The sequence below is a fragment of the Rhizobium indigoferae genome (assembly GCF_034554815.1).
Taxonomy (GTDB): Bacteria; Pseudomonadota; Alphaproteobacteria; order Rhizobiales; family Rhizobiaceae; genus Rhizobium; species Rhizobium leguminosarum.
Genome location: NZ_CP140635.1, coordinates 3,495,765 through 3,522,500 on the forward strand (window position 1 = coordinate 3,495,765; position 26,736 = coordinate 3,522,500).

Sequence of the window (26,736 nt, forward strand, 5' to 3'; positions counted from 1 at the left end):
ATTTGAAGCATGTCGATAGAACCGATCGGTTTCATCGTTCTGCTGCTTGGCCTGCTTGGCATGGTCAACGGCGCACGTTTTGCGATTGCGACCCTTTGCCTGTCGACGCTGCTGGGGGCCGCAGCGGCTCTCCAATTGCCCGCGCTCGGCGGCAGCAGCATCCAGCCGAGCCATCTTCTGGTGCTTTTTCTCGTGGCCGCCGCCCTGCTGCGCCCGGCTCAAACACAGGCCATGCTGGCCAGCATCGCCTATCCGGGTCCCGGTTTCTGGTTTGCCGCCTACATCCTGTTTTCCGTGGCATCGTCCTTCTTTTTGCCCCGCATCTTTGCAGGGGCGACCCTCGTCTACTCCTCTGCACGAGACGCCACGGGCATGATGTCGACGGTGGCCGCTCCCCTGTCGCCGGGTTCGTCCAATCTCAGCCAGTCCGTCTATCTGCTCGGCGACCTCGCCTGCTTTGCCGTCGTCTCGGGGCTTACCAGGCTCGGCTATGCCCGTTTCATCGCACTGCAGTTGATCGTGGCCTCGATCGCCTGTTTTGCCCTGGCGTTGATCGATATCGGAACGTTTCTGACCGACCAGTCCTACCTGCTCGATGTCATCAGAAATGCGAATTATACGATGCATACGGCCGAGACGATCAGCGGCTTCAAACGCATCGTCGGTCCGTTCCCCGAAGCAAGCACTTATGGCGCGGTCGCATTGGCCTATTTTTCCTTCACGCTCATGCTTTGGCTGGAGCGCGTCCAAAGCCGTATGGCCGGACTTGCAACGCTTTTCATCGGCCCGACGATCGTCCTTTGCACGTCGACAACCGCCTATATCGCCGGCATCTTCGTTGTCTGCATGCTCGTGCTGTATTGCTTGAAACGACTGATCAGCGGCCCGGCCACGACCCCGCACGTGACACTCCTGGTGATCACGCTGTTCTTGATTCCCTGCGGGATCGTCGCGCTAAGCCTTGTCCCCGATGCGTGGGATTCCATCGCCGGCCTGGTGAACACCACCTTGTCGGACAAGCTTCAATCGCAATCCGGCGAAGAACGCACTGCCTGGAACACGCTGGCATTGATCGCATTCGTCGATACAGCCACCTTCGGCGCCGGGCTCGGCACGGTTCGAGCCTCGAGCTTCATCGCTGCATTGCTCTCCAATGTCGGATTGACCGGCACTCTTCTCTTCGCCGCCTTCCTGTACAGCCTTGTGAGAGCCTCCGGCCGGCATATGTCAGGCGATCGGGAGATCCGCGCGATCGGAAACGCTGCGGTTATGGCATCCATCGCGCAGGTCGCCTCGGCGGCGATATCGGGAAGCGGTACCGATCTCGGCTTGCTGTTCAGCACGACGGCGGGTCTGGCGGCCGGCTGCCTGGCGGCAACCAATATCGCGCCACGGCGCGCAAACCGATCGCTTGCCAACCGAACCCCACTGGAGACATCGACATCTCTGCCGAGAGCGCCGATGTTTTCAACACGATGAGGCCCGCCGTGAAGCTCAGCCATCGCGCGGGATGGCGATCTCGTCAAGCCATCGGCGTGTCGGCACCGGGTCGACGTCGGCTGACCGCGCCGCGTCTTTCAAGGATCGCCTGTAAAAGCGGCCTTTCGGACGAACGCGCTCCGGCAAGGTCATCCGCACGAGGATATGCTGCAGGTTCTATGCCAACATCAGCCTTGCGGGCGCTCAGTGGTGGTCGCGACGCTATCTGCGACGGAATTGTTTTCCCGCAGCCTGGCACTACGCCGCAAAAGCCCCGACAGGAACGCGCCTGCCAGATAGCCGATTTCCATGAGCGCGAGGATGGCGATACCGGAGAGCGCGCCCACGGTCACCGAAGACCCGTCGGCAAAAGCCACGCTACCGAAGCCGATTGCCACGAGGAATGCAAAAATTGCGAAAGCCCAGGCGCGGATGGCAGCCCCGGCAGCGATCGAAATCACGGTTGCCACGAGCGCGGTGATCAGCATGACAATCCCCCTTCCCTCCGCATTCCGACAAGGGTCCCGGCACCAATCGTCGTACCGCGAAACAAGATGTCGAAACACAGCCCTGTCACAGGCAAGGCACTCTTCATGGCGAATATCTCAACAATGAAACACACAAAAGCGCCGGCAGCCAGACACCGATTCAGCTCCACCGGTCTGGACGCCGGCTATATATACCGAACAGGGCCTTCATATGACAGACCCGTCAGCGCAATTCACAACGGTTCCCTCGACTGGAAAGACAATGCCGATTCATTTGTATTGCGGACAATCGGAAGGGTGATGACATGAACAATCAGTGCGTCGTCTACGTCACGGATGTGGAGTATTCATTTCCGACTATTCTCTCGGCGCTTCAGGCTCGCAAATTCGCAAGCCCCGCGACCGATGTCTGCGTCCTCTTGTCGGAACATCTCGATAATTTCGAGGAGCTGAAAGCCTTGCTTGCAAGGAGCAGTGTCATACTGATCGATGCGACCGAAGCGCTGCAGGATTCGCTCGGCAAGCTCGACAGTTCGCATTTCCAGGGACGCATCAGCGTCAGCACGATGGCCAAGCTGGTCCTTTGCGAGATCCTGCCTGACAATTATACTCAGATCATCTACCTCGACGGTGATACCCAGATCGTCAGCGATCTCGGTGCGTTCGAAAGCGCCACGGTGCCAGAGGGCCGGTTTTTCGCGGCGCGCGACTATACGGCGATCCATGACTTCCTCGATACTGGAAACAGCAGCCACTATTTCAACGCGGGAGTCCTGAAATTCCATCGCAACGGCTGGATCGGGCAGGAGGCGCTTGAGCTTTTTGCTAGAAATCCCGAGGCCTGCGAGGGCAAACATGATCAGGGCGCATTGAATTATGTCTGCGGTTCATCGCTCATCCTCGTATCGAACCGCTGGAATTTTCCCAAACAGTTCCTTCATCTGGTGAACATGTCCTCCTTGTCGATCGTCCATTATATGGCGCATCCGAAGCCATGGCACGGAACCTTCTTTCCATGGACCGATAAGGAAAGCCAGGTCTACGTCGACCTGCGCAAAGCACATCCGATTTACAACTCGCTGTATCGCGGAATAAGCTTCGACCGTAAGATGCTGTATAAATACAGGTCGATACGGGCACGCATCGAACACGCAATTGAGAAAGACGGATCCAATCCTCGGGTCCAGAGCCTGCTGGTTGGCGATTACGCAGTATGATGATGTATGGTTGGTCCGACCCGAATGTCCGCGTGACTGAACTCAGCGTCGCCGGTCGAGCCGTGGATTTGCAGACGGAAGCGCAAGTATTCATCCATTCATTCCAGGAATGGATAATGTTCAGGACAGAATATGAGTTATAGGGCTTCCGCCGCCAGTATCTCACATTACGTGAAAGCCCGCCTGCGCCGGTCGCTCAAGGCACGGCAGGTTCGCTACGACCTGCTGCGCAGTGGGCTCAAGCAGGCGCGCCACGTCGTCATCTGCGTCATCCGCGACGAAGGGCACCGGCTGGCCTTCTTCCTGCAGTATTATCGTGATCTCGGTTTCGAGCACTTCATCTGCATCGATAACGGCTCGACCGACGGCACGGCTGAGTTGCTGTCCAGCTTCGACGATGTCTCTCTTCTTTCGGCTCATGGGTCCTACAAGGCGGCGAGATTCGGAAACGACTGGATCAACGAAGTCATCAACCGGCACTGCCGGGAGAAGTGGGTCCTGTATGTCGATGCAGACGAGTTTCTGGTCTATCCGCATTGCGACACCCGGCCGATCGATCAATTGACCGCCTATATCGATTCCATGGGCGGCCACTCCCTCCGCTCGGTCATGATCGACATGTACAGCCCGCATCCCGTTCTTGAAAACATCTGCGAACCCGGTCGCGACCCGCTCGAGGTCTGCAATCTCTTCGACCGATCCGGATATGTCGCGCACTTCGACGAACGCAACGGGACAATATGGATCAAGGGCGGCGTTCGCGGGAGGGTCTATTTCCACGACCGGCTCTGGGACGGCCCCGCGCTTAACAAGATACCTCTCGTCTATGTGGCGGGTGAACGTCTGTTTCTCAAATCATCGCACCAGGTCTGGCCACTCTCCCTGAATTTGGGCGACATGCGCGGAGCGCTCGGCGTATCCGGCGCCCTTCTGCATTTCAAGTTCCTGTCGACCTTCGTGCACAAGGTTGCCGACGCGGCACACCTGTCCCAACATACGGAGGAATACACCGTATACTCCTCGGGCAAGGACATGGATGACTTCGTCTATGACGATACGGGCACCTACAGAAGCTGGAAGGACCTGTCCGATCACGGGCTCATACAGGGTGAAGGGTGGAAATACTGGAGGAATGCTTCCGAGAGCGAAATCTAGAGCATGTCGCGCAAAATTGCGCGGCCGTTTGGGCAAAACGTCACTAAGATATGGACGTAAAACGCCAATTTGGTCTTTCAGCCCTGCTTCGTCCGATTATCAACACCCACAGCCATTCAAACACAGAACCCGCCGGTGGCGGGTTCTGTTGAGGCTTTCTGCTCTTTTGTTTTTATCACCGCGACGTCTCAAGCGAGGGACGTCACACCCTCAGCGTAGGCCTCCAGCGCCTTCCGATTGAGAATGCGGATTTTGCCCTGTGTCCCGTCGACCACTTTGCTCTCGCGCAAACGCCGCAGGCATTGGTTGACCTTCTCACGCGACGCCGGCAGCGTCGCGGCCAGGTCATGTTGGGAGATGATCAACTCGTCGCCGCTATTCTGCGCATCCATTCTGTACAAGGCAGAAAGACGCAGCAGCGTCCGGGCCAGTCTCTGCCTTAGACTCGATCCGGCGTTGGAAATGATCCGCAGCTCGAGTTCGGAAACACGCGCCAGTGCCTTCGACAGGATCTTCACCTGAAATTGCGGATCGTTCGCACACAAGTCCCGCAGCAATCGACCGTCGAAGTAATGCAGTTCGCAGTCCGAGGAGGCTCGATATTCCAGGCTGAGAGACTGCTTGCGCAGCACCTCCAATTCGCCGATCAAGCCACCTTTAGGAATGATTTCGACGATGAACTCTCGTCCATCGGCAAGCGGCGTGCTTGCGCTCACCATGCCGCGCTGTACGCGGGCGAACATGTCGATGAGGACACCGGCGCTGGCAATAACCTCACCGCGGCGAAACTTTCGAATACTTGAGCGGCAAAACGGAAACTCGTGATCCAAATCGGCCCGGCCGCCGTAAACAATGCCAAGAGGCCCGCAAGTAACCGCCTCGCCTATTCGCGCCGCGCTTCCTCTAGTCCTGTTGTCTCTGATGCTAATCGCCCCGTCCATACGCGCAACTCCACGCAGACTAATTGATTTACTGTCTTGAGCGACATTCGTAATGCGTTAGATTATAAAGTCAAACAGTAATAAAATAAAAATCTCGTGTTTAAACTATACATAATTATGACGACTCCTCACATTTATATATAATAAAATCCATATCGAATTCTATCACAAGAAACTCCTAGAAGCTGCGCGACGGTTTTTATACAATTTATGACAATTGCTTACCCGTAGAATAAGTTAACAAATACAATAGTAATATAAGAATATAAAATAAATCTGAATGAATCCTCCGTTATATATTTCAATAACAAAGGCAATATTTTAAATAGTCAAAAGAATTTCTTTAGAGTATAAAGAATTTATTGAAGATTATGACCTCGGTCACAGACATCAAACTTGCGCTAAAACAAGCTTTGGCTGTGATTTCTGGGGTTTGTCTAACGGAGACGCGGATGGCGGGAAAAAATCAGGGCGTCAACCCAACCAAACCTTGGCGGGATTTCGCCAGGGCTCGACAGGAAAGGCGTCCATTCAATTCGTCACAATCCCATAGGATCAGCAGAATTGTGAAGCGTGCATTGGACATCATCATTGCGGCAAGTGTCTTATTCCTTTTGTCGCCGCTCCTTCTGTCGGTGGCAGTCATCATAACGCTAAGTGATTGGGGGCCTGTATTCAATTCCCATCGTCGGCTCGGTTATAAGGGAAAAGAGTTTGGTTGCCTCGAGTTTCGTACGATAAGAGCCGACGCAACGGCCAAAGCGCAGGTCACTGTCGTCGGCGGTATTTTGAGACGATCGAGCCTCGACAAGCTTCCGCAATTGATCAACGTGTTGCTGGGTCAAATGAGCCTCGTCGGGCCCCACGCCATAACCAAAGAAGAGCTGTCGCGTTACGGTGAACATGCTTACGCCTACATGGCCGTCCGCCCCGGCCTGACTGGCCATTGGCAGACCAGCGGGCGCAACGACGTCAGCAATCAGAATAGAGTTTCCCTCGACGTCGAGTATCTGTCCAAATGGACGCTCGCGCTGGATTTTGCGATCATGGCAAAAACACTCTCCGCCCTGCTGTCCCGGCAGGCCCTACTGCCCAGGGTGGACTCCTAAAGCATGTCGCGCAAAAGCGTGCAGCGGTTTTGCGATAGCGACATGCGTTGGAAATAAAGATCTAAAGCGTGAGGAACAAATCTGAAAGATTGCGCCGCCCTTTAGACATCCTGACATAGCGCAAACACCGGGCATCCTGCCGCCTCAGTCATCATCCATGAGGACGCTTGCCTGTGACATGGGAGCGATCGGCGATGGAGTTCTTTTTCCGGCGCTTTTGAATATGCCCCCACAATGAGAAGGCGAATAGACCCGCCAGATAGCATATCTCCATCAACACAAGCACTTCGAGGCAAGAAACGATCGCTTCCGTCAAGGAGGAACCTTTTAGCAGGGTCACGGCGCCCAAGGCCGCGACCACCAGAAATGCGAAGGTTGCAAAGGCCCAAGCGCGAATGGTCGCTCCGGCGGCGATGGAGACGGCAACCACGATGAGCGTGCTGTTCAGCATTATTCCGTTCCTCTCTTCACACCTCCTTCAAGCCACCGTCAGCCCTCAATGACATGACAAAACCCAAAGTCAGAACGAAGTCCGATCAAAGTATTTTATCCATTACGGTTAAAATATTGCTAACACCCGCCCAATAACTCGGCTGAGCCACGCCGGAGAATATTCGACTATTCATCCGCCACGGCCACTCCATCGTCAAAAACCAAGAAATTCATGGATATAGCGGCTGGAAAGATTTAGGCATCGAAGGCTTATACAGAAGCCGGTGATGCGGTTACGGCATTCTCTTGCCGAACTGAACATTCATTTTTTCCGAAAAAATAAGTTTAGTCATAGGTCTAGAGCCTTTCCTGGTCAGCTTGAAGCATTCTGCCGGAGCAGGTTTTCGTCAGGCCAGAGGCGATTGGCGAAGGGCATACCTTTTGGTACGTCCGAGCCGATCGCCTCTGATCCTGGCGCAAAGATGCCCGGCCCACCGGCCGCACTGCTTCGCCATGCGAAGCAATAGGTGCGTCCGGCGATTCTAAAGTCTTGCAGATTTGCCCGGCAAATCTGCGGGAGGGTTGGCTGAAACGGGCCGGCTGATCGACCGGCCGGCTTGGCCGTAGAGCTTGGCTACGACGCGCGCCGGCCGCTCGACCATCCGACTCCGTTTGAGCCAACAGAATGCTGCAATCTGACCAGGAAAGGCTCTAGGATGAGCGCATATGCGCTCGCCACGGTCGGGGTTACGCTTTCCCGGCAAGCATGTGACATCGACGGTCTCAGGGTGGGTAACAGCCTACACAGAACTCGGCCCCTATGACGGACCGGGTGTTCATCAGTGGTGATGGGACAGGCAACAACAAAACAGGGCTCGCGGCGATGGCGAGCCCTGCTGACCTCTTTGTCGGTTAAGCACCTGCGATGGAATTGCCAGCCTCGAGGCCGGTATCGACAGACAAGCCTATTTCGAGACTGCGCCGGCCAATTGCCGTTTTGCGCCGCGTTGGAGCCTGAAGTTTTCCAGCCAGGTGACTTGCTTCCTCAATTTCAACGCTGGCTTTTCGATGAATCTCCACGAGAAGGCGGCAAAGCAAGTGGCAATGATGCTGCAGACAATGCCGTTCAGCCACCAGTTATGCGCCCAAGGCCCGAGCGCTACGAATGCCTGTTGGATCGGATAGCCATAGAGGAAGACGCCGTAGGAGTAGTCGGCTCCACGCAGGACGCCAAGCTTGCGGGGCGAGGTGAGGCCAAGGAAGACTGTGACATAGCCTATGGCCGGAATGGCAACGAAGTCCCCAAAGGAGGTGAACCAATAGGCCCATAGTATGAATGCCACCGACGCGAGGAAAATTCTAACATCCCAAAGAACCTTGTCCTTGTAGAGATAGAAGGTCACCCCCACAAGAAAAGCACAAATGAGCAGATTGCCCGACGCAGTCGTCGGCATATTCGCCCAATCACTTTCATGTTTCCAATATCTTGCGATACCGAAGCTTATGATCAAGGCCGGCGTTGCGATAAGGGCAACCACCCGCCGCCTGACGACGCCGAGCACAAAGAGGACGGCGATCACCGCATAGCACTCAAGCTCGAAGGGCACCGTCCAGAGCTGCCCGTTCACCATCGCGGCATCAGGATTATCCAGGAATACCCCGGGAAGATTGAAGTGAATGTGCCCTGTGACATTCATCAGATATGTAAAGAACTGAGGATCGGTGAAATAGTCACGCAGGTCATACTCTGTATAGATCGCTCCGAGTATAAAGGCAGCCAGCAATACCTCAACCGCAAGAGCAGGGTAGATCCGGATAAATCGGTTACCGAGGAAGGAGATCAATGTCTTCGATCGTTCAAGACTGCCAGCCACCAGGAACCCGCTCAGGACAAAGAACATGGGCAGCACTGACTTAATAACAGGGCGGAAGGGTGACTCCCAGAGAAACAGGTCATCGCCGTACGTAACGCGGGCCGTATGTATCCAAAGCACTGAAAAGGCTAACAGTAATCGCATATAATCGAATCCTGTCGGTCGCCCGTTCGCTTGATCAAGCTTTTCGCCGAGAAACATCTGTGCCCCTTTCAGAAGTATTGACTCAATTTGGAATGGCAAGCCGTTGCTGCAGAGTAGCGGCGGCATCATTGCCGGATCGGGGCCGCGTGTCAGTGACCACAGGTACATCAGGTAAAAATTGAACGAGAGAGCACCCCTCTCCCGAAGACGCATCTCTGACCATCAACCCATGGCCCCTGTGCTTCCCGAGGTGCCCTGCGACTGTCAGAGTTGGAATCCAGGTGATCGGGCGGCGGATTGGATGAGGAGACTATGAAATTTCTGGCTACCCTATTTTGTCTTGTTCTCGCCTTTATCGGATTGGGGCTGATCGGAGGCGGCGCCTGGCTGCTACGCCTCGGCGGCTCCCCCTATTACGCGATCGTTGGGCTTTCTTATGTGGTTGGCGCGTTTCTGCTGTGGCGCCGGAAGATATCAGGCAGCCTCATCGTGCTGCTTGTCGCCGTCTTCACCCTTCCCTGGGCGTTATGGGAGTCGGGTCTTGATTTTTGGGCGCTTTTTGCCCGCTTGATGTCCCCCATCGCGCTGGCAGGCTTTGCACTTCTGTTTGCGCCGTCGCGTTCCCCGAGCGCCAACCGGAAGGTCTTTTATGCCGGCGCCTTGGTGACAGCACTCATCTTTGTCGCGGGTTTCGGTCTCAGCTTCGTACCGCACGGCGTTATCCGCCCATCCGCCGACATCACCGCCTACAAGCCCGCCAAGGGCGACAACGCTCCCTCCGACTGGACATCCTATGGCCGCACTGCGGCAGGAGACCGTTATTCCCCATTCGATCAGATCAACCGCGGCAACGTGTCCAAGCTCGATCTTGCCTGGACATATCGCACCGGAAAAAGCGATGGCGCCGATCAGAACACGCCTCTGCAGATCGGCGATACGGTCTACACCTGCACGCCGACAGATGTGATCGCAGCGCTCGATGCAGATACAGGCAAACCCCGCTGGACCTTCGACCCCAAGGCGACGGCGCCTTACTGGCAGCGCTGCCGCGGCCTCGGTTACTACAAGATGCCGCAAGAAGCGCAATCCGCCGATGGTCTTTGCAACGAGCGTTTGGTGCAGACGACGATTGATGCCCGTCTCCTGGAGATCGACAGCAAGACTGGCGTTCCCTGCAAAGGCTTCGGAGACAATGGCACCGTGCAACTTTCCCAGGGCATGGGCGAAGTCAAGACAGGCTATTATTTCCAGACATCGGCGCCGCTGATTGCCCGCAACCTGATCGTCGTCGGAGGCTGGGTCACGGACAATCAGGAAGTCGGCGAACCCTCGGGCGTCATCCGCGCGTTCAACGTGGTCACCGGCGAACTCGAATGGGCATGGGATCTTGGCAACCCTGAGATCACCAAACTGCCGCCGGAGGGCCAGAGTTATACCCGGGCCACGCCCAACATGTGGACGACGGCCGCATTCGACGACAAGCTCGGCCTCATCTATGCGCCGCTCGGCAATACCACGCCGGATTATTACGGCGTCAATCGTCCTGGTTTCGCCGATCAGTACAACGCGACATTGGTGGCGCTCGATGTGACGACGGGTCGCGAGAAATGGAAATTCCAGACCGTGCATCACGATATCTGGGACTATGACCTGCCGGCCCAACCGGTCCTGATCGACCTGCCTGACGGTAATGGCGCCACCGTGCCTGCTCTCCTGCAGACCACCAAACGCGGGCAGCTTTTTCTCCTCGACCGCCGGACAGGCACACCGCTTGCCGAAGTTGAGGAGAAGCCGGTGTCGCAGGAAGGTGGCGCGCCGGAAGAGAAACTCTCCCCGACGCAGCCCTACTCCGTCGGCATGCCGACAATCGGTGCGGAGCGCGTGACGGAGCAGACGGCCTGGGGCCTGACGATGTTCGATCAGCTGGCATGCCGCATCGCATTCCGCAAGATGCGCTACGACGGCGATTTCACCCCGATCGGCACGCAGTATGCGATCCAGCAGCCGGGAAATCTGGGCGGCCTCAATTGGGGAAGCGTATCGGTCGATCTGCACAACAACCGGGTCTTCATGAACGATATCCGCGTGCCCAGTCTCTTCGCACTCATTCGGCGCGAGGAGTATGTCGACTTTGCCCTCACCACGACGGCGCACGGGCCCTCGGCACCACAACGAGGCACACCTTACGCCATGGCCACCGAAATGTGGACATCGAGGCTCCGCGTTCCCTGCACGCAGCCGCCCTTCGGTACCGTCACCGCAGTGGATCTCAGCACCCGCAAGATCGCGTGGCAGGTTCCGGCCGGCACCGCCGAAGAACTCGGGCCGTTCAAGATCAAAACCAAGCTGCCTATGCCGATGGGTCTGCCGAGCTACGCCGGCACGTCGGCGACTGCGGGCGGTGTCGTCTTTTTCGCTGGTTTCCAGGATTATTATATCCGCGCCTATGACGCCGAGAACGGTACCGAGCTCTGGAAATATCCCCTGCCAGTCGGCTCGAGCGCGACGCCCATGACCTATGTCTCACCGAAAACAGGCAAGCAATATGTCCTGATATCGGTTGGCGGCGCACCCTATTCGAAGGATATCGGCGACTACGTCCTTGCCTTCTCTTTGAAGAGCCGAGATTAGCGAGGGGTTTGCATGATGGAAGAGCTTGGATCGAAAACCTCGCAAAAGCAGCGCGTATTCCGACTTCGATTCGGTTGTTGCGCGCTATTTCCAATCTCAGCTACGGTCCGGCACACGCCCCTTGTCAGGGGGCTCTCGTTTGGTCATCTAGGAGAAGCTTGGTTGCCTGGGGCCCGATTTGCGCTGAGATTTGAAGCTCCTGAAAGTCACCAACGGAATGCACCGCAATTATTTCCACCTATCCTTTCGCGCCCTGTGACCACTCGCTCTTCTCCCGCTAGCAGATGATCGCGGTTTCCGAAGGCAGCGACGAAACTGGTGGAAGTGCCCCTGGCGGCTCGTTCTCTGCACCTGCCGACGGAGCCGGAGATGAACGGCGCATTCGGAGACATGCGCTTGCCACACCGCGCCATCGTTCGCCACGACGACAGTATGTTCGGCTTCAGTCTGGCACGCTCCACACCGTCATCCATCATCGCGCCGACCGCAAACTCTCCGACACAATCCACGCCTTCATCTCGCCCCGTTAGCGGCGATGGCCGTCATGTCCGGTCTTGCTATTCGTGAGAACCTCCAACGTAGCCTACATGGCGATAGCAGACAGGATCACCGGAGGGACCGCGATGTCGTGTAAAACATGAGCTATCCCGGTCACCCACACCGTCGGGCAAAATAGAGGCAGGTTGGACATCGTCGCATCTTCTCAGGCCTTTCTTCAGTGAGCGGTATAGGCCCCGTCCACCAAATAGTGCACCCCAGTGATGAAGCTGGCCTGCTCGGACAGGAGGAAACACACAAGAGTCGCGACCTCTTCCGGTTTTCCACGCCTGCCCATTGGTTGAAGCGATGCCATGCGTCGCGTACTCGCCGCCTCAAGATGCTCTGACAAAAGTGGCGTTTCGATCCAGCCGGGACCGACGGCATTTATGCGGATACCCAATCTCGCATACTCCATCGCTGCGACTTTCGTCAGTCCAACAACCCCGTGCTTGGCCGCGGTGTATGCCGCCGCGGTGGGTAATCCAACGGTCCCGAGAGTGGAAGACATATTCACGATTGCACCGCCGCCCAGCTTCAGCATCGCGCCAATTTCGGACTTCATGCAATAGAAGACGCCGTTCAGATTGACGTTCATCACCTTGTGCCAATTATCGAGCGGATAGTCTGCGACCGCTGCGCGCATCCCATCGATTCCCGCATTATTGACCGCCAGATTCAAGCCGCCACATGTCTCGACGGTAAAATCGACAAGTCTCTGCACACTTTCACTGTCACTGACATCGACGACAAATTCACGGGCACGGCCTCCCTCTGATCTGATTGCGGCGGCAATCGTGTGTGCTGCGTCAGCATTGATATCGGCGACGACAACCTCGGCACCCTCCTCAGCGAGGTGTCGGGAAACGGCGGCACCAATTCCGGAACCTGCGCCCGTTACGATCGCGATTTTTCCTTCCAGGCAAAGCTTCATCGTCTCTGTCCTTGTTGATATGCTAATATTCGATCGGCGCGATTATTGATGCAAGGGGTTTCACGGATAAATAGAAGGGCATGGTATTGCGCAGCTTGAGATGTTGCCAGTGTTGCGAACTCATCCTCCACAGAGTTGAGTGTCTTTATCAAAAGATGTCGCAATCTAATTTGGAATGAACGGGCTAATTTGGAATGAACGGGATCGACGGAGTTACTTGGCAGGTGGAAATGGACAAACAGCATATTACACGCCGGGGGCTCGTGCTGGGGAGCCTGGCACTGATGCTTTCTGGATGTACTTCGGGCGATGGGCCGCCACTGGGCTACCGATTCGCGAGGGATCCGGATGCCGATCCCCGCTATCGACGACAGGAGGTCGCGTATACGGGGAGTGAACCGCCCGGAACTATCGTCGTCGATACGGCGAGCCGCTACCTTTACTTCGTGGAGGCAGACGGACTGGCGACTCGCTATGGCGTTGCCGTCGGTGAGGAAGGACTGAGTTTCAAGGGCGAGGCCACCATCGGCTATAAGGCAGAGTGGCCTTCGTGGAAGCCCACCAATGACATGATTCAGCGCAAGCCCCGGCTGGCCAAGTATGCCGATGGGATACCGGGAGGACCGCTCAACCCTCTCGGTGCAGCGGCCCTCTACCTCTACCAAGGCGGAGAAGATACCCTGTTCCGGTTGCACGGAACGAATGCCCCCTGGTCGATAGGCCGTGCCGTTTCGAATGGGTGTATTCGCCTGACGAACACAAACATCGTCGACCTCTACTCCCGTGCACGCGTAGGCACGCGCGTGGTTGTCATCTGATGGTGTTTACCATTTGAAATCGCGGGGTTGGCCATAGCAATATGTATCTGCTAATGTAGATTCGTTGCATGTTGCATCATGTCTGCCCTATCCAGGGTACTGATTGTCGCTGAACTTTAAGGTGTAGCCTGAAAGGCTATTCCATGATGAGGAGAGGACTTCCTGATGAGCAGAATTCTAATTGTAATCGTTGCGATGTTTGCGGTGGCCAATCTGAGTGCTTGCGGGTCGATTGGCAAAGGCAAGGGGAAGGCCCCACCGCCGGCAGAAGCAGTCTACAAGTAGCATATCGGGTTTGATTCTTAGGAAGGGTCACATAGACCCTTCCTCTTCTTACATAAACCGCCAAGCTGCGCTCCTTCGTAACTCACAGCGCAAGAGTGGCATTTTTATATGCTGACTTCGGGCTCGCATTCGTCAGGGCCTGCATATGGAGCTTAGTGATGGCGCTTGGAAGAGGCGGTGTGTCGCTAGTTGTTATGTTGGCGTTCGTGGCATCGTCATGCCAGACAGAAGACAAAAGGCCTTTACCGCATTATACATCCAACGGCAGAGGCGTAGCTCCAACCAATACGGCTGAAAACAAATCAAATCGGCATTTCATCGAATTCCGCTCACGCTATGCGCTGACCTACGGCCACACCTACGTCGTTTTTGGGCAGGCGGATAAAAACGGAAATATGATCAATCCCGAAGTTGCAGGGCTTGCCCCAGCTTCTCCCGATGCCGCGCAGTATGTAATAGGCCACTTCATACCGGTTCCGGCCTCGACCGGACCAACGGATGGTGACCTGGAAGAGCAGTACAGATCAGCAAGCTGGCGTGTGATGCTGAGTGATAATGAATATAACGACACAGTTGCGTATATACGCAAACTGCAGGCAACCTCTCGTCTCTGGGAGGCATCGGTATACAACTGCAATGCCTTTGTGGCGGATATCGCACGGCACATGGGTTATAAGGCGCCCAGCATTTGGCTAAGGCCGCAACAGTTCATTACAAACCTTCGGGAGATGAATACAGGTTGATTACCGGGGCATCCAAGAAGGCAGATCATGGAAAGGTTCTGGTGACTTGATTTGAACTTATCAGCAGCCGTCGTCGGCGAGGGCGTCTGGGTTCTCGGAATTGTTGCCTGGTGCATCATTCGATACCCATTTGAGCGTCGCGCAAAGCGAGTGCCGGTCGTCAGTAAACGCCGTACCGGTTCGGAGGCGGTCGGACTTGCGGCAGCCCTCGCAGGACTTGCGATCGTGCCGGGATTTTACGTCGCGACCGGCATCCCTGAGGCAGCCGACTATACCGCCCATTTGTGGGCCGTCGTGATCGGGACAATACTCTTCTGCGCCGCGATGTGGGTCTTTCGAAGAACCCACAAGCAATTAGGACGAAACTGGTCGATTACGCTGGAGATCCGCCAGCAACACGAATTGATATGCGCTGGCCCGTACGCCCTAGTCCGCCACCCGATGTACACGTCGTTCCTTTTGATGGGGCTTTCACAAGTGTTTCTGCTGCCGAACTGGGTGGCAGGCATGGCGGGCCTGATCGGCTTCACCGTTCTATTCGTCCTAAGGGTGGACAAGGAAGAACGTATGATGCTGGAAGTTTTCGGTCCGCAATATCAAGCGTATATGGCGAAGACCAAGCGCATCATCCCTTATCTTTATTAGAGGTGGCAAGATGAGAGGCCGAACGATCAAGCTCTCGGCATCGCGACGCCTTGTCGGAGATCTGATGAGATTCTCGATCGGGGTGCCGCGTGTGACGGTCCAGCGGCAAATGAACGTTCGGCCCCTCCTGGATGCAAGAGACGGAGCGGATGCCCGGCCGTCCTGGACGGTGCTTTTCTTGAAGGGATACGCTCTGCTCTCTCAAGAAATTCCTGAATTGCGGCGCGCTTACATCAAGTTTCCGTGGCCACAGCTCTATGAATATCCGGCCAGCGTGGCCTCCATTGCCCATGAGCGCGAGCATGACGGAGAACGGGTCGTTCTGCTGAGCACCATCAAAGGTCCCGAGCAACGCTCAATCCCCGAGCTGGAGACGCTGATCCGTTCAGCGAGGTCACTTCCGGTTCTGGAGATCAAGGAGTTTCGGCGCTCTCTGGAGCTTGCTCGCGCACCTGCCCCTGTGAGGTGGCTGCTCATGTGGCTCGGACTCAATATAGGACGGAAGCGAGCGCGCTATTTCGGCACCTTCCAACTGTCTGTCTATTCGGGTCTCGGAGCGGAGTCTCTCAACCCTCTCAGTCCGCTGACCACACTTTTCAACTACGGCCCGATCGGCGAGGATGGATCGGTTACTGTCCGCATTCACTACGACCACAGGGTTATGGATGGAGCGAATGTGGCACGGGCATTGGAACGATTCGAAAGGATCTTGAATGGCGAGGTCACCGACGAAGTAAAAAGCCTCGTCCAGAGGGGAGCCGCGACCATCATGACGTCGGCAGGAACATCGAAGTGACCCCGCACAACGAGTTCCGTTCGGCTGTCGTCGTGGTTGGCGGTTCCCGCGGCATTGGACGAGCAATCGCAAAGGTTGCCGCACGCGACCGCAACGTCGTCGTGCTCATCGCGCGCTCGCCTGAAGGCCTCACCGCTGCGGCGGCCGAGGTACAGCAGGCCGGCGGTGAGGCCTTCACGCTGGAGCTGGATCTGCTTGCAGCCGACGCGTCCGAGCGTCTTGAGGCTTTTCTAACCGCCAATGATTTGGTCTGCGGCGTGCTGGTCAACAGTGCCGGGTATGGCCTGCGAGGCGCAGCAACATTACTCCCCCTCAACGATCAGCTTGGGATCGTCGATCTCAATATACGCGCCCTGACGGACTTGACCCTTCGCTTCCTGCCCGGAATGCTTGCGCGCGGACGTGGCGGCGTGATCAATCTCGGCTCCATAGCGGGTTTGTTTCCCGGGCCGTATATGGCGTTGTACTACGCAAGCAAGGGTTTCGTGCACTCTTTTTCGGACGCGCTCCATCAGGAAGTGCGCCGCTTTGGCGTTACGGTGACATGTGTCGCGCCCGGACCGGTGTCCACCGAATTCCTCGAAAAGGCTGGCGCGAACCGGGCGGCTCTCTTCAAGATATTGCCCAAGTTGGACGCTGAATATGTCGCTGAGCGGGCCTGGAGAGGATTCAACTCGGGCCGTCGCCGCGTTGTCCCTGGCATTTCAGCCAAGTTGCTCACTCTTGTCGCATTCTTGCCGACCGCGGCTGTCCTCCCCCTCATCGGTCGCCTGCAGCGCAGAAGCAAAGATCCCTAACGTTGCGGTTCAGGGAATAACCTTGAGGTATGTTGCCAGAGCCGGTCTCCGGCGTGGTGCAAGCCGATTCCGAGCCCGCAACGGGCGCGAAGAGGATGCAAAACGGATGCCCATTCCGATCGTCCTCCAACTTGTCGAGAAACGCCTGATCGGCGAGACACCCGCCATCAGCCGGGGGCGTTGCAGGTGCGTGGCCTCATCGCCAGCATCGTGGCCTCCATGGAAGTTCTCGATCTGATGACCCGGCGCAATCTTGCCGAGGTGCGGAACGATCTCGAAGAAAGACCGGCCTCAGGGAACTCAACCCAGGCGATCACCGGACATTAGACGCAAAAAACCCGCTTGATAGCGCATCTTTTGTGGATTTGGTTGCGGCGGACTGAAACTACGGAGGCCTGTAATTTCAATATTTGTAGACGACCTCCGAAGCGCTGATCCGCTTTGCGTTACATCCGGAGTCGGCGAAGGTACCACGCGGGCCTAGCAGCCTCAGCCGGGCAGGATGTAAAATTCTATCGCGACCACCGTGCAATGATTTGATCGGTATTTGCCAGCACCTTGCGGACTGCGTTGCGCGCCATGTTCGGCCGCTGCAATCGGATGCTTTTCTCAATATTTTCATGAAGCTTCAGCGCATATCGCAAGTTGTCTTCCTCCCGCGTGACATGGGCGAAGAGGTGGTTCAGCGCCGATTCGATCAATGCGCCGAGCGGCACCAGCAGATCATTTCCGGTGGCGCGCAGGATCGCGATGTGAAATCGCGCGTCGGATTCCGTTCGCTGCTGGAGCGATGTCGCCTGATCCATGTCATGCAGGGCCTGGCTGATCGCATTCATCTGCTCTTCGGTTCGGCGTTCCGCAGCAAGCGCAGTCGCTTCCGGTTCGATCATATGCCTGAGTTCTTGTACGGCCCTCAGAAAGGATTCCCGATCGGGAGATGCGGCATACCAGCCCAAGACATCTCTATCCAGCAGGTTCCAACGTTCCTTGGGCTCCACCCAGCTGCCGATTTTCGGACGAGAGGAAAGCAGGCCCTTTGCCATCAACATCTTGATAGCTTCGCGAACCGCCGATCGGCTGACGTCAAAGACTTCCGACCATTTTGCTTCATTTGGCAGAATCGTGCCCGGCGGATAATCGCCGCGCACGATTCGCAGACCGATCTCGCCCGCTAATGACACATGCACACTCGCCCCAGTCATGCGGGGAGCATTTGGGCGCCTTGTGGTGGCCGAGCGGTCAACCGCCGGCACCTCGAACGGAGCCGTCGGCTTTCCCGATTTCTTGTCAGGCATTTATTTCTACTGCCTCAGCATTCTTTCGACTGTCTGCACGTATGATCAAAACAATCGTAATAACGAGGAAGTCGCCTGCGATTGACCCTGCGCAAAAAGCGCGGAATCCAAGGCACGTCAAGCCTGCGGATCTTTCGATCCGTCTCGTGCGGACAGTCGGCGGCACCCGTGAACCGAGTGCCGCCAAACTTTGAACCTACTTTTGAATGCAGGTATCGACTGTATCCTTCGTGCACTCATCGAGCCCGGTGAAGACTGGATCTTCGACCGGCTTGCCGGCAATCAGATCCATCATCACCGAAGGTGCCTTGTAGCCCATCTCGAATGGCCGCTGGCCGACGAGCGCAGTCACCAGACCTTCCTTCGCAATGGCAACCTCGTCGCCGATCGTGTCGGCCGCACCAATGACGAAATCATTGCTAGCGATCTTCTCGGCCATCGGTTTGAACAGGTCGCGATATGGTTGCGGCGCACCGAACAATGGCCAGCCACCCATAATGCCGAATGCGTCCAAGTCGGGATTGGCCGCGAGAATATCGGTCATTGCCTGAACACCCGCGGCACCGTTGTCATTGGTGAACACCGGGCAGCCGGCAACCTCAGTCCAACCACCCTCGCCTTTCAGCGCGGTCAAGCCCTTCTGACCAGTGAGCGTGTCGCGCATCCCTTGTGCGCGGCGTAGAATATTGTCTGCTCCCGGATTGCCTTCGATCGTGCAGATCTTACCGCCCTTCGGCTTGGCCTTCTTGATGTACTCCCCGATGCGGGCGCCCATCAGATAATTGTCGGTGCCAAGATAGGTCTTGCGCAAGGCTGCATCCTCGGCGGCAAGATCGGCATCGAGCGTCATCACCGGAACCGTTGGATTGGCGGTCTTGAGGGTTTGGGCGATGAGCTTCGCATTTGACGGCGATATTGCGATTGCAGCCGTGTCTGCCTTGCCCAACATATCCTGAACGATCTGCGCTTCGCCGGCTTCATCGGATGTCGATGCCGGGCCGGTGTAGAAGCACTCGTATTCCGCCGTGGGGTTCTCTTTGTTCCATTTCTGGCAACCTTGATTGATTGCTTCGAAGAATGGATTGTCGAGGCCCTTGACGACGATGACGAGTTGCTTCTTGGCCAAGGCCTGCCCGGCGGTGAGTGCTAAGACTGCGGCTGTAAGTAGTAATGCCTTCCTCATAGTTTCCTCCCTTGAAACAGACGGACACCGCGTGCCCGCCACACGAAATCAACCCGGGTACCAGACGATGCGAGGCTCCTCCTTCGAACGCTCGTATTGCCAGGCTGAGTCGATAAGCATTTCGAGATCGTAGTTTGGCCGCCAATCCAGCAAGTATTTCGCTTTGCTGTTGTCCATCCAATTGGAATGGAAGCGGCTTGGTATGTCGATGGAGCCGAGATTGCGCGTACGCAGGAGATAGGCGGCGACTTCAGCATAGTCGACTGGTCGATCCATGCAGATATTGAAGAGTTGCCGCTCTGCCCGGGGGTTATCGATCGCTGCCAGTATTGCCGAGACGAGGTCGTCGACATGCAGGAAATTGCGTTTCAGCGGACGCCCGTCGGCATCAAGCAGCAACGGCACCGTACCCATCGCTGCATAACGCCGCGCCGCGTCCTCCGGAACGAGCGTCTTCCAGTCTGGGCCGCCAAAGACGTCGTCTCCAAAAGACAGCGAATACTTGAAATCGTCCTTTTCCATGATCCAGGGCGCGCGCAGACAACAGCCATTGAGGCCGTACTGAATGCCAAACTGCTCCAGCATGACCTCTTCCAGGACTTTGGAGAGCGCATAACTTCCCGGATAGGCACAATGGCGGGCGTTCTCGGTGATCGGGCCGTCGTGGCGATAGTGGAAATGTCCCACACCCGCATCACCACCGATCAGGATGAACTGGCGTGCCGTGACGCTCGTACGGAACTCCTCGAGCAGCCAAAAGAGACCTTTGACCGTGACATCCATGATGTCTTCAGGCGTTTCCTTGCATGTGGCGAGATGCACGACATGGGTAATGTCATCCAGCGCCGCTGCCACGACATCGCGATCGGCGATCGAGCCTTGGAAGACGTCGACACGGTCGGTCGCCTCGTACAAACGATTATGACAAAGCGCACGAATACGGGCTTTGGAAAATCTCGGATCGTCAAGCAGCCCAGCAATGAAGCGCCGCCCGACCTTGCCCGTCGCACCGGTAACAAGGATTAGCATGCTCTTTCTCCCCCAGTGATAGCTAATATCCGGGCGCCACTCTCGTCAAATGATATTTGTCCGACAAAACAGATTTTTGCGACAATAAGGTCAATAGCCGGGACAATGAGTTGACGCTGTCGCAGGGTTTTGCGTAAATGCTCCCATTCGTTTTTCCTGGGAGGATATTGGAAAGGCGAACGCGCCGGAGCCTTGCGTCGAAGACACGCAGGGTTGGGAGCGATGGATAGCCCGCAGGTTTTGGGAGGCGCGGAGGCTGGTGGCGGTTCTTGAGCTCAGCAATATTTCCAAACATTTCGGTGCCATCCAGGCAGTCAACGATGTTTCGTTTTCGCTTGAAGCGGGGCAGGTTGTCGGCCTCATGGGCGACAACGGGGCTGGCAAGTCCACACTGGTGAAGATGATTGCCGGCAACTTTCGACCGAGCCATGGAACCATGCGGCTCGATGGCGCCGATCTCGTGCTTCATCAGCCGAAGGAAGCGCGCCAGCATGGCATTGAGATCGTTCACCAGGACTTGGCGCTCTGCAACAATCTGACGGCGGCAGCGAACGTGTTCCTTGGACGAGAATTGCGCCGCGGGGTATGGCCCCTTCGCATCCTCGACCACAAGAGCATGTACAAGCGCGCCAGCGAGATATTTCGCGAGCTCAAATCCGAAACGCGTGCGCGCGATCTCGTCAAGCAAATGTCAGGTGGCCAGCGGCAAGCGGTAGCGATCGGCCGCACAATGCTGTCTGAAGCGAAAATCGTATTGATGGACGAACCGACAGCAGCCATTTCCGTGCGCCAGGTGGCTGAGGTTCTGAATCTGATCCGCCAATTGCGGGACCGGGGCATTGTCGTTGTCCTGATCAGCCACCGCATGCCCGACGTCTTTTCGGTCGCCGACCGCGTGATCGTGATGCGGCGAGGCAGAAAAGTAGCCGACAAGCAGATTGCGGCAAGTTCGCCGGAGGAAGTGACGGGACTGATCACCGGCGCCATCGAACAGGTGTGATCGATGCTATCCGTTGCAACAGGAAGGAAGAAGGTCGACGATGGCGATTACACTTGACCAGACGATCGGACAGAAGCAACGCAGCTGGCTTGCGACGATCATGGGCGGCCAGACATTCTGGGTGCTGATTGCAGTCATTCTCGCCTGCATTTTTCTGTCGATGGCGACGGACTCCTTTGCGACGGCGAAGAACATCTACAACATCACCCGCAACGTCACTTTCGTCGCCATTATCGCGCTAGGCATGACGCTGGTCATCATCACCGGCGGCATCGATTTGTCCGTTGGCTCCGTGCTTTGCCTGTGCAGCATGGTGCTGGCGGTCGTCATGCATGCGGGATACAGCATTGAAGTCGGCATCGCCGCCTCAATCGGTACTGCTCTTTTGGTCGGAGCTTTCAACGGTGCATTGATTGCCTATCTCGGCTTCCCACCTTTCGTCGTCACGCTCGGCATGTTGTCGATTGCGCGCAGCCTTGCGATGGTTGCGTCCAACAACACTGTCGTTTTCCAGTTCGGACCTGATCACGACAAGCTACTGGCGCTGGGTGGCGGCGCCTGGGTTTTTGGCATCGCCAATCCAGTGCTTTACATGGTCGTGCTGGCACTCATCACCGGTTTCGTGCTGCGCTGGACCAAGTTCGGCCGCTATGTCTTTGCCATCGGCGGCAATGAGCACGCCGCGACATTGACGGGCGTTCCCGTGCCGAGGATCAAGGTCATCGTCTATATGATTTCTGCCCTGTCCGCGGGGGTTGCCGGCATCATTCAAACCGGCTGGCTCGGTGCTGTCACCACAAACATCGGCGCCGGCATGGAACTTCAGGTCATCGCCGCCGCGGTTATCGGCGGCGCCAATCTGGCCGGCGGCGTCGGCACCGCCTTTGGAGCCCTGGTCGGCGCCGCACTTATCGAGGTCATCCGCAACAGTCTTGGCCTGCTCGGCATCAACGCATTCTGGCAAGGATGCTTTATCGGTGGGGCAATCGTGCTTGCCGTCCTTTTCGACCGACTTCGCAACCTACGACAGGGCGAGTAGGCGAATCCGGCCCTTGAGAGCACGCTGGTCTTGAGTTTTGAGTGAGTGACCGGATTTGTTAGATTGTCCCGAAGCGGGTCCTATTAAGCGTTCTGCGGTTCGCGCCCGCGCCAAGAGCGGCCGCGTTCAATCAATCCAGCCGCGCTCAACTATATCGCCAAGGCGGGCGTTACCCTCGAGCGGATCCGCATGAGTGCCGAGCCCGCCCCCCGCAAGACGGACGTCGTGCCGGAGACCATCGCCCGCTGGAACCGGGGACGGCAGTTCAGCGAGCGACGCTAACCGCGTTTGCATTGACGAGGTTCTCCGCTTATGCGGCATGCCAGGTTCCAGACACACAAAAGCCCTCCTTGTCGGAGGGCTTTTTGTATTTGCGTCTCTGGTGTCTATTTGGAAGGAAAGGATTTGGTTGCGGGGGCAGGATTTGAAGTTTCTGTCCCGCTGCGTCGGCTTCGCCTTCTTGGCGGGCCCCTGAGGAGGCGTTAAATCCTCGACCCGTTACGAGATACACAAAAGCCCGCACGAGGCGGGCCTTTGTGTATCTGGTTGCGGGGGCAGGATTTGAACCTGCGGCCTTCAGGTTATGAGCCTGACGAGCTACCGGGCTGCTCCACCCCGCGTTAATGTATTCCGAGCTGTTTGAGCCCGGGAGCGCTGTCAGGCGTAGCCTGACGAGGTGAGGCCGTGAAGGAATCGATCCGGTGGATCGATTTCAGGCCGAACGGGCTGCTCCACCCCGCGCCATGAGCAAATCGCTGGGATTTGCTGGTGTATTATAACACGAAAGGCCGCTTTGTGAGCGGCCCTTTTGTTTCGGCTTTGGGCCGTTTGTTTAGTGATGAGAAGATTGATTAGTTGCGCTTTGCAGACCTGGCAGCGACCTACTCTCCCGCGTCTTAAGACGAAGTACCATGGGCGCAGGGGCGTTTCACGGCCGTGTTCGGAAAGGGAACGGGTGCAGCCACCCCGCCATAACCACCAGGTCGGCAAAGCGCAACTATATGTTTTGAGAAGCTGGCAGGCATTAGCCTGTTTTCTTTTTTTGAACACGTCTTTGGAACCTCTTCTGACTGCGAGTGCTTGTGGCACCCATACAGGCCAGAGGCCGTCGCGCTTGGTAGCGCGGGCCGTCCGCAGCGCCATTGGCGCGTCAGGACAAAGGTCTTGCATCATCGATCCGGACGACCGCTTTGCGGTCGCCTTGAGATGAGCATAGTCAATGAGAACGATCAAGCCGATCGAGCTATTAGTACCGGTAAGCTTCATGCGTTGCCGCACTTCCACACCCGGCCTATCAACGTGGTCGTCTTCCACGGCTCTGATAGGGAATACTCGTTTTCAGGTGGGTTTCCCGCTTAGATGCCTTCAGCGGTTATCCCGTCCATATATAGCTACCCTGCTATGCCCTTGGCAGGACAACAGGTCCACCAGAGATATGTCCATCCCGGTCCTCTCGTACTAGGGACAGATCCTGTCAATATTCCTACACCCACGGCAGATAGGGACCGAACTGTCTCACGACGTTCTGAACCCAGCTCACGTACCGCTTTAATTGGCGAACAGCCAAACCCTTGGGACCTGCTCCAGCCCCAGGATGCGATGAGCCGACATCGAGGTGCCAAACAACCCCGTCGATATGGACTCTTGGGGGTCATCAGCCTGTTATCCCCGGCGTACCTTTTATCCGTTGAGCGATGGCCCTTCCACGCGGGACCACCGGATCACTATGACCGACTTTCGTCTCTGCTCGACTTGTCAGTCTCGCAGTCAGGCGGGCTTATGCCATTGCACTCGACGACCGATTTCCGACCGGTCTGAGCCCACCATCGCGCGCCTCCGTTACTCTTTCGGAGGCGACCGCCCCAGTCAAACTACCCACCATACACTGTCCCGGACCCGGATAACGGGCCGCGGTTAGACATCCATGACGATAAGGGTGGTATTTCAAGGATGGCTCCACGGAAACTGGCGTCCCCGCTTCAAAGCCTACCACCTATCCTACACATGCCGACACGAATGCCAGTGTAAAGCTATAGTAAAGGTGCACGGGGTCTTTCCGTCTGACCGCAGGAACCCCGCATCTTCACGGGGAATTCAATTTCACTGAGTCTATGTTGGAGACAGCGGGGAAGTCGTTACGCCATTCGTGCAGGTCGGAACTTACCCGACAAGGAATTTCGCTACCTTAGGACCGTTATAGTTACGGCCGCCGTTTACTGGGGCTTCGATTCAAAGCTTGCACCTCTCCTCTTAACCTTCCAGCACCGGGCAGGCGTCAGACCCTATACGTCGTCTTGCGACTTCGCAGAGCCCTGTGTTTTTGATAAACAGTCGCTACCCCCTGGTCTGTGCCACCCCATAATAGTTGCCTAGCATGGGGTCACGCTTCTTCCGAAGTTACGCGTGCAATTTGCCGAGTTCCTTCAACATAGTTCTCTCAAGCGCCTTGGTATACTCTACCTGACCACCTGTGTCGGTTTCGGGTACGGTCTATACGGTGGAGCTATTTCCTGGAACCGCTCCGCTGCCCATCCAATCCAATTAGAATGAACAACTTGTGCAATCCGTCACTACCACCAGGCCCACGAATATTAACGTGGTTCCCATCGACTACGCATTTCTGCCTCGCCTTAGGGGCCGGCTAACCCTGCTCAGATTAACTTTAAGCAGGAACCCTTGGTCTTTCGGCGAGAGGGTCTCTCACCCTCTTTATCGTTACTCATGTCAACATTCGCACTTCCGATACCTCCAGGAGCCCTCACGGGTCTCCCTTCATCAGCTTACGGAACGCTCCGCTACCACTTGCGATTGCTCGCAAATCCTCAGCTTCGGTGCATGGCTTCAGCCCCGTTACATTTTCGGCGCAAAGACCCTTATTTAGACCAGTGAGCTGTTACGCTTTCTTTAAATGATGGCTGCTTCTAAGCCAACATCCTGGTTGTTTTGGGATCCTCACATCCTTTCCCACTTAGCCATGACTTGGGGACCTTAGCTGGAGGTTAGGGTTGTTGCCCTTTTCACGACGGACGTTAGCACCCGCCGTGTGTCTGCCGAGTAGTACTCCCCGGTATTCGGAGTTTGGTTAGGATCAGTAAGACGGTGAGTCCCCATAGCCCATCCAGTGCTCTACCCCCGGGGGTATTCGCTCGACGCTCTACCTAAATAGATTTCGCGGAGAACCAGCTATTTCCGAGTTTGATTGGCCTTTCACCCCTAGCCACAAGTCATCCCAATCTATTGCAACAGATGCGGGTTCGGTCCTCCAGTTGGTGTTACCCAACCTTCAACCTGCTCATGGCTAGATCACTCGGTTTCGGGTCTAATGCAACAAACTAAATCGCCCTATTCAGACTCGCTTTCGCTTCGCCTACACCTACCGGCTTAAGCTTGCTTGTTACACTAAGTCGTTGACCCATTATACAAAAGGTACGCCGTCACCCTTGCGGGCTCCGACTGTTTGTAGGCATCCGGTTTCAGGTTCTATTTCACTCCCCTTGTCGGGGTGCTTTTCACCTTTCCCTCACGGTACTTGTTCGCTATCGGTCATGCACGAGTACTTAGGCTTGGAGAGTGGTCTCCCCATGTTCAGACAGGATTTCTCGTGTCCCGCCCTACTCTAGGACAATCATGATATCTACGCGTACGGGGCTGTCACCCACTACGGCCGCACTTTCCAGAGCGTTCCACTTTAATCACAATTGCCACTGGCCTGGTCCGCGTTCGCTCGCCACTACTTGCGGAGTCTCGGTTGATGTCCTTTCCTGCAGGTACTTAGATGTTTCAGTTCCCTGCGTTCGCTTCTTACACCCTATGTATTCAGGTGTAGATACCTTATCACAATACCTAGAAACCTGTTTTGTCCTCACGGCCAAAGGCCTGCGGACGGCGCGCCGGATAACCGGCGACGCGCTTTGCGCTACGAAGGAAGTCCCTCGCAGCCAAAGCAACAAAACAGATTTTCTAGGTATTTAAGGTGGGTTGCCCCATTCGGAGATCCATGGATCAAAGCTCATTCGCAGCTCCCCACGGCTTTTCGCAGCGTATCACGTCCTTCATCGCCTGTGCATGCCAAGGCATCCACCAAATGCCCTTACGACACTTAATCGTTCTCATTGCCAATGCTCATCGTCTTTGTTTGATTTGGCAGACCTTGTCCGCTTCGCTT

The 26,736-nt window shown here is 56.3% G+C and carries 22 protein-coding genes, 1 tRNA gene and 2 rRNA genes; 14 read left to right on the top strand and 11 right to left on the bottom strand.

Annotation, left to right across the window (positions count from 1 at the left end; all coding sequences use genetic code 11):
• Window positions 1-9 precede the first annotated feature (9 nt).
• Window positions 10-1,479: a hypothetical protein gene (locus tag U5G49_RS17445; RefSeq protein ID WP_193444986.1), complete on the top strand. Its 1,470-nt coding sequence runs from the start codon at window positions 10-12 to the stop codon at window positions 1,477-1,479.
• A gap of 188 nt (window positions 1,480-1,667) precedes the next feature.
• Here the strand turns inward: U5G49_RS17445 and U5G49_RS17450 are convergent, their stop codons facing one another.
• On the bottom strand, window positions 1,668-1,967 hold the full coding sequence (locus U5G49_RS17450) for a hypothetical protein (RefSeq protein WP_026188511.1): 300 nt from the start codon (window positions 1,965-1,967) through the stop codon (window positions 1,668-1,670).
• Window positions 1,968-2,272: 305 nt separating this feature from the next.
• Here U5G49_RS17450 and U5G49_RS17455 point away from each other — a divergent pair, with 305 nt between their 5' ends.
• Both U5G49_RS17455 and U5G49_RS17460 read left to right on the top strand, forming a co-directional pair.
• Window positions 2,273-3,184 carry a glycosyltransferase family 8 protein gene (locus U5G49_RS17455; protein ID WP_193444984.1) on the top strand — a complete coding sequence of 304 codons (912 nt, stop codon included), beginning with the start codon at window positions 2,273-2,275 and terminating at the stop codon, window positions 3,182-3,184.
• 132 nt (window positions 3,185-3,316) lie between these two features.
• A complete protein-coding gene (locus U5G49_RS17460) occupies window positions 3,317-4,339 on the top strand; it encodes a glycosyltransferase family 2 protein (RefSeq protein ID WP_193444983.1) in 1,023 nt (340 codons plus the stop codon).
• Between the two features lie 188 nt (window positions 4,340-4,527).
• On the opposite strand, the gene U5G49_RS17465 is transcribed toward U5G49_RS17460, so the two are convergent.
• A complete protein-coding gene (locus U5G49_RS17465) occupies window positions 4,528-5,280 on the bottom strand; it encodes a Crp/Fnr family transcriptional regulator (RefSeq protein WP_128400601.1) in 753 nt (250 codons plus the stop codon).
• 452 nt (window positions 5,281-5,732) lie between these two features.
• Here U5G49_RS17465 and U5G49_RS17470 point away from each other — a divergent pair, with 452 nt between their 5' ends.
• A complete protein-coding gene (locus U5G49_RS17470; RefSeq protein ID WP_193444982.1) occupies window positions 5,733-6,389 on the top strand; it encodes a sugar transferase in 657 nt (218 codons plus the stop codon).
• Window positions 6,390-6,540: 151 nt separating this feature from the next.
• Here the strand turns inward: U5G49_RS17470 and U5G49_RS17475 are convergent, their stop codons facing one another.
• Both U5G49_RS17475 and U5G49_RS17480 read right to left on the bottom strand, forming a co-directional pair.
• Entirely contained in the window at window positions 6,541-6,840 is a 300-nt protein-coding gene (locus U5G49_RS17475) for a hypothetical protein (protein ID WP_018243373.1), read from the bottom strand.
• Window positions 6,841-7,786: 946 nt separating this feature from the next.
• Entirely contained in the window at window positions 7,787-9,007 is a 1,221-nt protein-coding gene (locus tag U5G49_RS17480) for an acyltransferase family protein (RefSeq protein WP_193445054.1), read from the bottom strand.
• A 144-nt stretch (window positions 9,008-9,151) separates the two neighbouring features.
• Between U5G49_RS17480 and U5G49_RS17485 the strand changes: the two genes are divergently transcribed.
• Window positions 9,152-11,470, top strand: coding sequence for a membrane-bound PQQ-dependent dehydrogenase, glucose/quinate/shikimate family (locus tag U5G49_RS17485; protein WP_193444981.1), 2,319 nt, complete (start codon window positions 9,152-9,154; stop codon window positions 11,468-11,470).
• Window positions 11,471-12,185: 715 nt separating this feature from the next.
• Here the strand turns inward: U5G49_RS17485 and U5G49_RS17490 are convergent.
• Complete coding sequence (locus U5G49_RS17490) at window positions 12,186-12,941, bottom strand: SDR family NAD(P)-dependent oxidoreductase (protein WP_018243376.1); 756 nt, start codon at window positions 12,939-12,941, stop codon at window positions 12,186-12,188.
• A 230-nt stretch (window positions 12,942-13,171) separates the two neighbouring features.
• Here U5G49_RS17490 and U5G49_RS17495 point away from each other — a divergent pair, with 230 nt between their 5' ends.
• The 7 genes from U5G49_RS17495 to U5G49_RS17525 all read left to right on the top strand — a co-directional run bounded on the left by U5G49_RS17495 (window position 13,172) and on the right by U5G49_RS17525 (window position 17,352).
• Window positions 13,172-13,759 carry a L,D-transpeptidase gene (locus tag U5G49_RS17495; RefSeq protein ID WP_026188513.1) on the top strand — a complete coding sequence of 196 codons (588 nt, stop codon included), beginning with the start codon at window positions 13,172-13,174 and terminating at the stop codon, window positions 13,757-13,759.
• A 165-nt stretch (window positions 13,760-13,924) separates the two neighbouring features.
• Window positions 13,925-14,044 (top strand): hypothetical protein, encoded by a 120-nt coding sequence (locus U5G49_RS17500; protein WP_018243378.1) that lies wholly within the window; start codon window positions 13,925-13,927, stop codon window positions 14,042-14,044.
• Window positions 14,045-14,202: 158 nt separating this feature from the next.
• Entirely contained in the window at window positions 14,203-14,787 is a 585-nt protein-coding gene (locus U5G49_RS17505; protein WP_028733235.1) for a hypothetical protein, read from the top strand.
• Between the two features lie 51 nt (window positions 14,788-14,838).
• A complete protein-coding gene (locus tag U5G49_RS17510) occupies window positions 14,839-15,432 on the top strand; it encodes a protein-S-isoprenylcysteine O-methyltransferase (RefSeq protein WP_193444980.1) in 594 nt (197 codons plus the stop codon).
• Window positions 15,433-15,442: 10 nt separating this feature from the next.
• The gene (locus tag U5G49_RS17515; protein ID WP_193444979.1) at window positions 15,443-16,228 is read left to right on the top strand and encodes a hypothetical protein; all 786 of its coding nucleotides are present in this window, start codon (window positions 15,443-15,445) and stop codon (window positions 16,226-16,228) included.
• Window positions 16,225-17,025, top strand: a complete 801-nt coding sequence (locus tag U5G49_RS17520) for an SDR family NAD(P)-dependent oxidoreductase (protein WP_018243382.1) — start codon at window positions 16,225-16,227, stop codon at window positions 17,023-17,025. The genes U5G49_RS17515 and U5G49_RS17520 overlap by 4 nt, the downstream gene beginning before the upstream one ends.
• A gap of 186 nt (window positions 17,026-17,211) precedes the next feature.
• On the top strand, window positions 17,212-17,352 hold the full coding sequence (locus U5G49_RS17525) for a hypothetical protein (protein ID WP_162710258.1): 141 nt from the start codon (window positions 17,212-17,214) through the stop codon (window positions 17,350-17,352).
• Between the two features lie 185 nt (window positions 17,353-17,537).
• Here U5G49_RS17525 and U5G49_RS17530 read toward each other — a convergent pair whose 3' ends face one another.
• The 3 genes from U5G49_RS17530 to U5G49_RS17540 all read right to left on the bottom strand — a co-directional run bounded on the left by U5G49_RS17530 (window position 17,538) and on the right by U5G49_RS17540 (window position 20,532).
• Entirely contained in the window at window positions 17,538-18,320 is a 783-nt protein-coding gene (locus U5G49_RS17530; RefSeq protein WP_193444978.1) for a FadR/GntR family transcriptional regulator, read from the bottom strand.
• A 196-nt stretch (window positions 18,321-18,516) separates the two neighbouring features.
• A complete protein-coding gene (locus U5G49_RS17535) occupies window positions 18,517-19,503 on the bottom strand; it encodes a substrate-binding domain-containing protein (protein WP_018243384.1) in 987 nt (328 codons plus the stop codon).
• A gap of 48 nt (window positions 19,504-19,551) precedes the next feature.
• Window positions 19,552-20,532 (bottom strand): NAD-dependent epimerase/dehydratase family protein, encoded by a 981-nt coding sequence (locus tag U5G49_RS17540; RefSeq protein WP_193444977.1) that lies wholly within the window; start codon window positions 20,530-20,532, stop codon window positions 19,552-19,554.
• A 259-nt stretch (window positions 20,533-20,791) separates the two neighbouring features.
• Between U5G49_RS17540 and U5G49_RS17545 the strand changes: the two genes are divergently transcribed.
• Together U5G49_RS17545 and U5G49_RS17550 are read left to right on the top strand one after the other, a co-directional pair.
• The gene (locus tag U5G49_RS17545) at window positions 20,792-21,532 is read left to right on the top strand and encodes an ATP-binding cassette domain-containing protein (protein ID WP_018243386.1); all 741 of its coding nucleotides are present in this window, start codon (window positions 20,792-20,794) and stop codon (window positions 21,530-21,532) included.
• Between the two features lie 40 nt (window positions 21,533-21,572).
• Window positions 21,573-22,571, top strand: coding sequence for an ABC transporter permease (locus U5G49_RS17550; RefSeq protein WP_018446950.1), 999 nt, complete (start codon window positions 21,573-21,575; stop codon window positions 22,569-22,571).
• 543 nt (window positions 22,572-23,114) lie between these two features.
• On the opposite strand, the gene U5G49_RS17555 is transcribed toward U5G49_RS17550, so the two are convergent.
• From U5G49_RS17555 to U5G49_RS17565, 3 genes are all read right to left on the bottom strand, one after another.
• Window positions 23,115-23,191: transfer RNA gene (locus U5G49_RS17555), tRNA-Met, on the bottom strand.
• 248 nt (window positions 23,192-23,439) lie between these two features.
• Window positions 23,440-23,554 (bottom strand): 5S ribosomal RNA (gene rrf / locus U5G49_RS17560).
• 242 nt (window positions 23,555-23,796) lie between these two features.
• A 23S ribosomal RNA gene (locus tag U5G49_RS17565) occupies window positions 23,797-26,676 on the bottom strand.
• Window positions 26,677-26,736 lie beyond the last annotated feature (60 nt).

Coding starts and splice junctions, on each gene's coding strand:
- U5G49_RS17445 (WP_193444986.1), top strand. CDS start 10: ATGTCGATAGAACCGATCGGTTTCATCGTTCTGCTGCTTGGCCTGCTT.
- U5G49_RS17450 (WP_026188511.1), bottom strand. CDS start 1,967: ATGCTGATCACCGCGCTCGTGGCAACCGTGATTTCGATCGCTGCCGGG.
- U5G49_RS17455 (WP_193444984.1), top strand. CDS start 2,273: ATGAACAATCAGTGCGTCGTCTACGTCACGGATGTGGAGTATTCATTT.
- U5G49_RS17460 (WP_193444983.1), top strand. CDS start 3,317: ATGAGTTATAGGGCTTCCGCCGCCAGTATCTCACATTACGTGAAAGCC.
- U5G49_RS17465 (WP_128400601.1), bottom strand. CDS start 5,280: ATGGACGGGGCGATTAGCATCAGAGACAACAGGACTAGAGGAAGCGCG.
- U5G49_RS17470 (WP_193444982.1), top strand. CDS start 5,733: ATGGCGGGAAAAAATCAGGGCGTCAACCCAACCAAACCTTGGCGGGAT.
- U5G49_RS17475 (WP_018243373.1), bottom strand. CDS start 6,840: ATGCTGAACAGCACGCTCATCGTGGTTGCCGTCTCCATCGCCGCCGGA.
- U5G49_RS17480 (WP_193445054.1), bottom strand. CDS start 9,007: ATGTACCTGTGGTCACTGACACGCGGCCCCGATCCGGCAATGATGCCG.
- U5G49_RS17485 (WP_193444981.1), top strand. CDS start 9,152: ATGAAATTTCTGGCTACCCTATTTTGTCTTGTTCTCGCCTTTATCGGA.
- U5G49_RS17490 (WP_018243376.1), bottom strand. CDS start 12,941: ATGAAGCTTTGCCTGGAAGGAAAAATCGCGATCGTAACGGGCGCAGGT.
- U5G49_RS17495 (WP_026188513.1), top strand. CDS start 13,172: ATGGACAAACAGCATATTACACGCCGGGGGCTCGTGCTGGGGAGCCTG.
- U5G49_RS17500 (WP_018243378.1), top strand. CDS start 13,925: ATGAGCAGAATTCTAATTGTAATCGTTGCGATGTTTGCGGTGGCCAAT.
- U5G49_RS17505 (WP_028733235.1), top strand. CDS start 14,203: ATGGCGCTTGGAAGAGGCGGTGTGTCGCTAGTTGTTATGTTGGCGTTC.
- U5G49_RS17515 (WP_193444979.1), top strand. CDS start 15,443: ATGAGAGGCCGAACGATCAAGCTCTCGGCATCGCGACGCCTTGTCGGA.
- U5G49_RS17530 (WP_193444978.1), bottom strand. CDS start 18,320: ATGCCTGACAAGAAATCGGGAAAGCCGACGGCTCCGTTCGAGGTGCCG.
- U5G49_RS17535 (WP_018243384.1), bottom strand. CDS start 19,503: ATGAGGAAGGCATTACTACTTACAGCCGCAGTCTTAGCACTCACCGCC.
- U5G49_RS17540 (WP_193444977.1), bottom strand. CDS start 20,532: ATGCTAATCCTTGTTACCGGTGCGACGGGCAAGGTCGGGCGGCGCTTC.
- U5G49_RS17550 (WP_018446950.1), top strand. CDS start 21,573: ATGGCGATTACACTTGACCAGACGATCGGACAGAAGCAACGCAGCTGG.